The organism is Promicromonospora citrea (assembly GCF_013004695.1).
GTDB classification, from domain to species: domain Bacteria; phylum Actinomycetota; class Actinomycetes; order Actinomycetales; family Cellulomonadaceae; genus Promicromonospora; species Promicromonospora citrea.
In genome coordinates this window covers 1-5,766 of sequence record NZ_JABEMG010000198.1, presented here as the reverse complement: position 1 = coordinate 5,766, position 5,766 = coordinate 1, and the positions used below count along the sequence as shown (strand labels likewise).

Below are 5,766 nucleotides of genomic sequence, written 5' to 3'. Positions count from 1 at the left end.
CCGAACCCGGCGCGCCCGCCGCAGCACCCGCCCCGCCGGACGCCCCGCCCGCGCTCCCGATCACGCTCAGGTCGAGGCCGGAGGTCGGCGGCGGGGGAGGTGGCGCGGGCGTCCCGGTCGTGAAGTCGTACCCGCAGTTCTCGCAGAACAGCGAGCCGCCGGGCGACAGCTCGCCGCAGTTCGGGCAGGTCACCGGCCCGGCCTCGGTCTCGGCGCCGCCCGCACCGGCAGGCGCGCCCGTGGCCGGGCCGGGCTCGGCCGCCGCCGACCCCGCGGCCGGGATCGGCGTGCCGCACACGTCGCAGTAGTCCGTGGACCGGCTCGGGTGGCCCTCCGGGCAGGTGACGGTCATGAGCGCCGGACCCGGGTCGTCTTGGTGGAGGCGGTGTCGAGTGCCATCTCGTCCAGCTTGGCGGTGTTGCGCCTGAGCCGCACGGTGCCCTCCGCCTCGTTCTCCACGTCCACGATCTTGCGCAGCCGCGACGTCGCCTCGTCGTTCCCGGTCTCGGCGGCGAGCTGCACGGCCCGGCCGAGCTTCACGGTCGCCGTCGCCTCGTCGCCCGCCGCCTTGGCGGCCAGTCCCTCCTGGATCGCCGAGGCGAGCTCGGCCTGGCCCGTGTAGTGGGCGACCTCAGGGCTGATCCGCGCGGTGAGCGTCGAGTCGTCCGACCACTTGGCCTTGACCAGCCCGGCCGCCGCGACCTCGCCGTCCACCGCCACCTGCACGCGCGCGGCGAGCTGCTCCGAGCCGACCACCTTGGCGGGCACGCGGACCGCCACGTGGTACTCGCGCGTCTCGTCGGCCCACGCGCCGGTCGGGTAGCCGCCGGTGAGCGGGTTGACCTCGGTGCGGCGCGCGGTGAGGTCGTCCACCTCCGGGGCGACCTGCCGGACGAACAGCACCTGCGCGCCCTGCGGAGCCCACACGCGCAGGTCGACGGCGGCGACGCCGCGCGCGGCGGACTTGCGCACGAGCGCCGCGAAGTCCTCCGCGATGTCCTCGGGCCGGGCGATGAGGTCGACGGTGCCGAGCAGGGCCGTCGAGATCTTGCGCAGCTCCCCGACCACCCACCGGTCGCCGACGCCGCGCGCGTCGCACTGGAACCGCCCGGTGACGTTCGCGATCATCTGGTCCAGGTGGGCGGACGGCTCCGACTCGTTCTTGCCGTCCGTGAGCAGGATGAGGTGCTTGTTCGCGACGGGCGCCGTCGCGAACAGCTCGTCGGCCAGTCGCAGCCACGTCGAGATCGCCGTGCCGCCGCTCGCGGACATCGTCGCGATGGCGCGCTTGGCCTCGGCGCGCGCGCCCGGCTCCATGGCCACCATCGGCACGCGGGCGTTCGGGTACGGGAAGATGCGGGTGGCCACGTGCGAGCCGCCGACGATGGCGAAGAGCGTGCCGTCGGGGATCTGGTCCACCGCGACCGCCGCGGCGTGCTTGGCCGCCTCCATGTTGCGGCCCTGCATCGAGCCGGACGTGTCGACGGCGACGATCTCGGCGGCACCGCCCGGACCCGCGGGGCTCGCCGTCCCGGCCGCCCCCGCGCCGGTGCACGTCACGGACACCACGGCGTGCACGTCGGTCGCGCCGTCGGACAGGAACTCGTTCTGGAAGACCTCGGCGGAGAACTCGGCCACGGTGGCTCCTCTCTGGGGTGAGGGCAGGTTATCGCTGCCCGGTGACAGCGGCGGAGACGCGGGCGAGCGCCGCCGTGATGTTGTCGCGGCCGCCCTGCGCGTTGGCCCAGCGCACGAGGGCCGACGCCGTCGCCAGCGGGTCGTCGGTCGTCGCGTACCGGCGCACGAGCTCGCTCATGGCGTGCGGGTCGGAGCAGTAGTTCCACAGGCCGTCGGAGCAGACCAGGAGCCAGCCCGGACCGCTCGGCACGGTGGCGGCGCAGCGCGCGTCGGTGTCGGGCGCGTCCGGGCCGAGCCAGCGCGTGATCGCGTGCGCCTGGGGCGACGACTCGGCCTGTGCGCGGGGCACGCCCGCCGCGATCATCTCCTGGGCCCACGAGTCGTCGACGCTGAGCTGCTCGGCCTGGCCGTCGTCCGGCAGCCAGTACACGCGCGAGTCGCCCAGCCACCCGGCCACGAGCAGGTCGCCGTCCACGACGGCGGCGGCGAACGTGCAGGACGGCGGGTCGTCCGCCACGTCCTTGCCCTTCGTCGCCGCGAGCTGCTCCGCCGCGCCGCGCACCGCCTGGCCCGCCGCGCGCGAGGCGGCGACCATGGCGTCGGTCCAGCCCGCGACCCGGCGGCTCGTGGCGCCCTGCACCGTGCTGGAGCCCTGCGGACCGTAGGCGACGAGCACGTCGCGCGCGGCACGGCTCGCGGCGAGCGAGGCGACGTCGGAGTCGGGCGCGCTGGAGACCCCGTCGCACACCACGAGCGCCGCGAAGGTGTCGCCGGCGGCCAGCGCCATGGCGTCCTCGTTGCGCGCGTGCCGGACACCGCGGTCGCAGACACCGGCCACCCAGCGCGCGGGCCGCTCCTCGAAGTGGTCGCGCTCGGACACGCCGGGCGTGCCGCAGTCGGCGCAGTAGCCGTCGGGCGCGATCGTGCCGCCGCACGCGGCGCACGGGCGCTGGTGGGAGGCCTCGCCCGTCGCGGGGTCGGGGTCCACCACCGTGGGGGCGAGCTCGAGGGTCACCTCGGAGGGGGCGCCGGCGTCGGGGGCCGGGGCGCCCAGCGGCGTGCCGCAGTTCTCGCAGAACCGGGCGCCCGGCGCCCCGTCCTCGCCGCAGCGGGGGCAGCGGACGAGGCTGCTGTCGTCGGCACTCATGTCGGGGTCGTTCTCCTTGCCTTGTGGGGCGATCCGTTGGGGCCGCCCCCGCGCTTCTTCTCGGTGGGTCGCCCGGTCAGCGCACCGTCCACCGCCGTACGGAGTTTGCCCGGTCCACGATCGCCACGCGCTCCGAACGGTCCTCGGTGAGGCGGGCGAGCTCGCGCAGCGCCTCCTCGAGCCGGTCCCGCAGCGTCGGTTCCGTCGCCTCGGCACCCGCCACGCGCACCGCCGGGTCGGGCCCCTCACGGGTGACGAGACCGAGCGCGCCCGCGAGGGCGTCGACCGTGACCTCGGCCCGCGGCCGGTCCGGCACGTGGGCGCCGCCCAGCCCGGCGACGGCGTCGGCCAGGTCGAGCAGGCCGCGGCGCGCCGAGACGAGCAGGCGTGCCCGCCGCAGGCGAGCGTCGGCGTACGAGCCGCGCGTCGGGCCGACGAGGTCGAGGGCGCCGAGCGCGCCGTCGGTGTCGCCCGCCTCCGCGCGGACCCGCGCGAGGCCGAACGCCGCTGCGCCCGTGTAGTTGGAGTCGGCGCGCGCGATCGTCGTGTAGAGCTGCTCGGCCACGCCGGGCTCGCCCGACAGCTCGCAGACCGTCGCGAGCGCGAGCTTGGGCGCCGGCTCGCCGGGCACCTGCCCGTAGACGGCGTTGAACGACGCGCGGGCCGAGGCCGGGTCGCCCGCCGCGAGGTGGCCGAGACCCTCCATCCAGGCGGCACGCCACTCCCAGGGGTCCTCCTCGAGGATCTGCGCGACGGTCGCGCGCAGGCGCCCCAGGTCGCCCGCCTCGATGGCGGCGCGGCCCAGCGCGAGGCGGACCTCGACGGTCGCCTCGGGCGCCCCGCCGAGGGCCACGACGCGCTCGGCCGGGTCGGCCACGTTGACGCCCGCGAGCCAGGACGCCATCGGGTCGGACGAGTCCACCTTGAGCAGCGGGAGCTGGTTCCACGGCAGCGGGCCGTCGGCGCCGTCGAGCGGGGGCACCCCGAACAGGAGCGACTCGGCCGACGTCGTGGCCGTGTAGCCGGGACCCTTGTCCGTCGCGACGACCTCGCGCAACACGCCGAGGAGCTGGACCCGGGCCTCGTCGACGGAGGCGAACCGGTCCGCGGGTGCGGGCGCGCAGGCCTTGGCGAGCCAGCGGTAGAACGAGTCGTACCGCTGGAAGACGGGCGTCTCGGAGACCGGCGGGAACGACGCCTGGTAGACCGTCGTGTTGCCGCGGAAGTCGAGCACGAGCGAGGCGAGCGTGCGGCCGAGCGTGAAGATGTCGGACGCGACCGACGGCCCGATCTCCGGGACCTCCGGCGCCTGGTAGCCGACCGTGCCGTAGATCGGCGACGTCAGGTCGTCGGCCCGGCGCACGCCGCCCAGGTCGATCAGCTTGACGCCGTCGCCCTGCGCGATGATGTTGTCCGGCTTGAAGTCGCAGTACAGCAGCCCGCGGTCGTGCAGGTAGCTGAAGGCGGGGAGCACCTCGAGGATGTACGCGATGGCCTGGTCGACCGGCAGCGGGCGGGGTTGCCCGCCGCCGCTGTCCCGGCGTTCCTTGAGCACGTCCTTGAGCGACCTGCCGCCCACGAACTCCATGACGGTGTAGCCCAGGCCGTCGTGCAGCACGAAGTTGAAGATCTCGACGATGAGCGGGTGCTCGACCTCTGCCAGGTACTGGCGCTCGGCCACCGCGGCCTCGTACGCCTCCCGGTCGCCCGAGTTGAGCAGGCCCTTGAGCACCACCCAGCGCCCGCTGACGTTGCGGTCGCGCGCCAGGTAGATCCAGCCGAGGCCGCCGTGGGCCAGGCAGCCCACGACCTCGTACTGGCCGCCCACGAGGTCGCCGGCCCGGAGGGCGGGCGCGAAGTCGTACCGCGCACCGCAGTGCCCGCAGAACCCCGCGATGCGGCCGGGCACGCCCTCGCGTGCCCGCCCGACGGGCTGGCCGCAGGTCGGGCAGAACCGCTTGCTCTCCGCCAGCTCGGGCGTCGCCATGACGGCCTGCATCGGGTCGGCCACCGGCATGTGCGGCACGGTCGTCAGCCCGGCGCCGAGACGGTGGCCGCGCAGCCGGGTCGAGCCGGTGCCCACGCGGCGCGTCTGGTACGAGCCCGACGCCATGCGCGCGGAGCCGAGCGCCGTCGAGGCGAGGCGCGAGGAGCTCGTGCGGCCGGTGGCCTGCTGCTGCATCGGCGCGGTCGTGCCGCTGCCCGTCGCCGGCCCGCCCGCCGACGCGGCCTCGCCCTGCGCGCCCCAGGACGCCGCGACGGCGGCGAGCGCGTTGCCCGTCGGGTTGCCGCCCGCCGGCGCGCCGCACACGTCGCAGTAGCCGTCCTGGATGGTGCCGGGGCAGCCCGGCTCCGCGCACGTCTGTGTCGTCATCGGTGTCCCTCCGGGAGATCGCGCACGAGCATCTCGAGCTGCTCGGTGAAGTGCCGTGCCAGCACCAGGTCGCACGGGGTCGCCTCGATCGCCTCGCGTGCCTCGTCCTCGCCCGCCTTCACGACGGGCGACGACGCACGCCCGTTGCCCTGGGCCTTCGTCATCAGGTTCCGGACGCTGTAGCGCAGCTCGGCGCGCTCGCGCAGCGGGGCCGTGTACGCCGCCTCCGCGCGGTCCATCGCGCGCTCGACGGCGCCCAGCCGCCGCACGTACGTCGTCAGGCGGTCCGGCTCCTGCGGCACGTCGCCGAGGCGCGTCACGTCGGGCACCGCGAGCCGGGGCGGGTCGGCCACCTCGCGCCGGCACCGGTCGGCGACCTGCTGGATGACGGGCGCCCGGTCGGCCAGCGCCGAGCGCAGCGCGACGGCGCGCTCGCGGTCCCGCGAGAGGGCTCGGCTGCGCGCCGTCGCCACGATGAGGTCGCGCTCGGTGCGCGCCACCTCGTCCTCGAGCGCGCCGAGCGGGCCCGTGACGTCCGCGCCGCGCGCCACGTCGGCCTGGATCCGTGCGAGCCGGTCGCGCAGGCGGGCCACCGCCGCGTCGTCGG

General features: G+C 76.0%; 3 protein-coding genes and 2 pseudogenes. 1 reads left to right on the top strand and 4 read right to left on the bottom strand.

Going from position 1 to position 5,766, the window contains the following annotated elements:
• A pseudogene (locus HLB15_RS25015) lies at positions 1–308 on the top strand (hypothetical protein); the annotation flags it as partial.
• A gap of 40 nt (positions 309–348) precedes the next feature.
• Here the strand turns inward: HLB15_RS25015 and HLB15_RS22010 are convergent.
• The 4 genes and pseudogenes from HLB15_RS22010 to HLB15_RS21995 form a co-directional block, all read right to left on the bottom strand.
• Positions 349–1,638, bottom strand: coding sequence for a VWA domain-containing protein (locus HLB15_RS22010; protein ID WP_171108683.1), 1,290 nt, complete (start codon positions 1,636–1,638; stop codon positions 349–351).
• A gap of 28 nt (positions 1,639–1,666) precedes the next feature.
• The gene (locus HLB15_RS22005; RefSeq protein WP_171108681.1) at positions 1,667–2,785 is read right to left on the bottom strand and encodes a PP2C family protein-serine/threonine phosphatase; all 1,119 of its coding nucleotides are present in this window, start codon (positions 2,783–2,785) and stop codon (positions 1,667–1,669) included.
• 76 nt (positions 2,786–2,861) lie between these two features.
• The gene (locus HLB15_RS22000) at positions 2,862–5,159 is read right to left on the bottom strand and encodes a serine/threonine-protein kinase (protein ID WP_171108678.1); all 2,298 of its coding nucleotides are present in this window, start codon (positions 5,157–5,159) and stop codon (positions 2,862–2,864) included.
• Positions 5,156–5,766: pseudogene (locus HLB15_RS21995) on the bottom strand (hypothetical protein); the annotation flags it as partial. The pseudogene HLB15_RS21995 and the gene HLB15_RS22000, both read right to left, overlap by 4 nt.

Bases quoted from the DNA above. Each gene is read 5' to 3' on its own strand.
- HLB15_RS22005 (WP_171108681.1), bottom strand. From the start codon at position 2,785: ATGAGTGCCGACGACAGCAGCCTCGTCCGCTGCCCCCGCTGCGGCGAG.
- HLB15_RS22000 (WP_171108678.1), bottom strand. From the start codon at position 5,159: ATGACGACACAGACGTGCGCGGAGCCGGGCTGCCCCGGCACCATCCAG.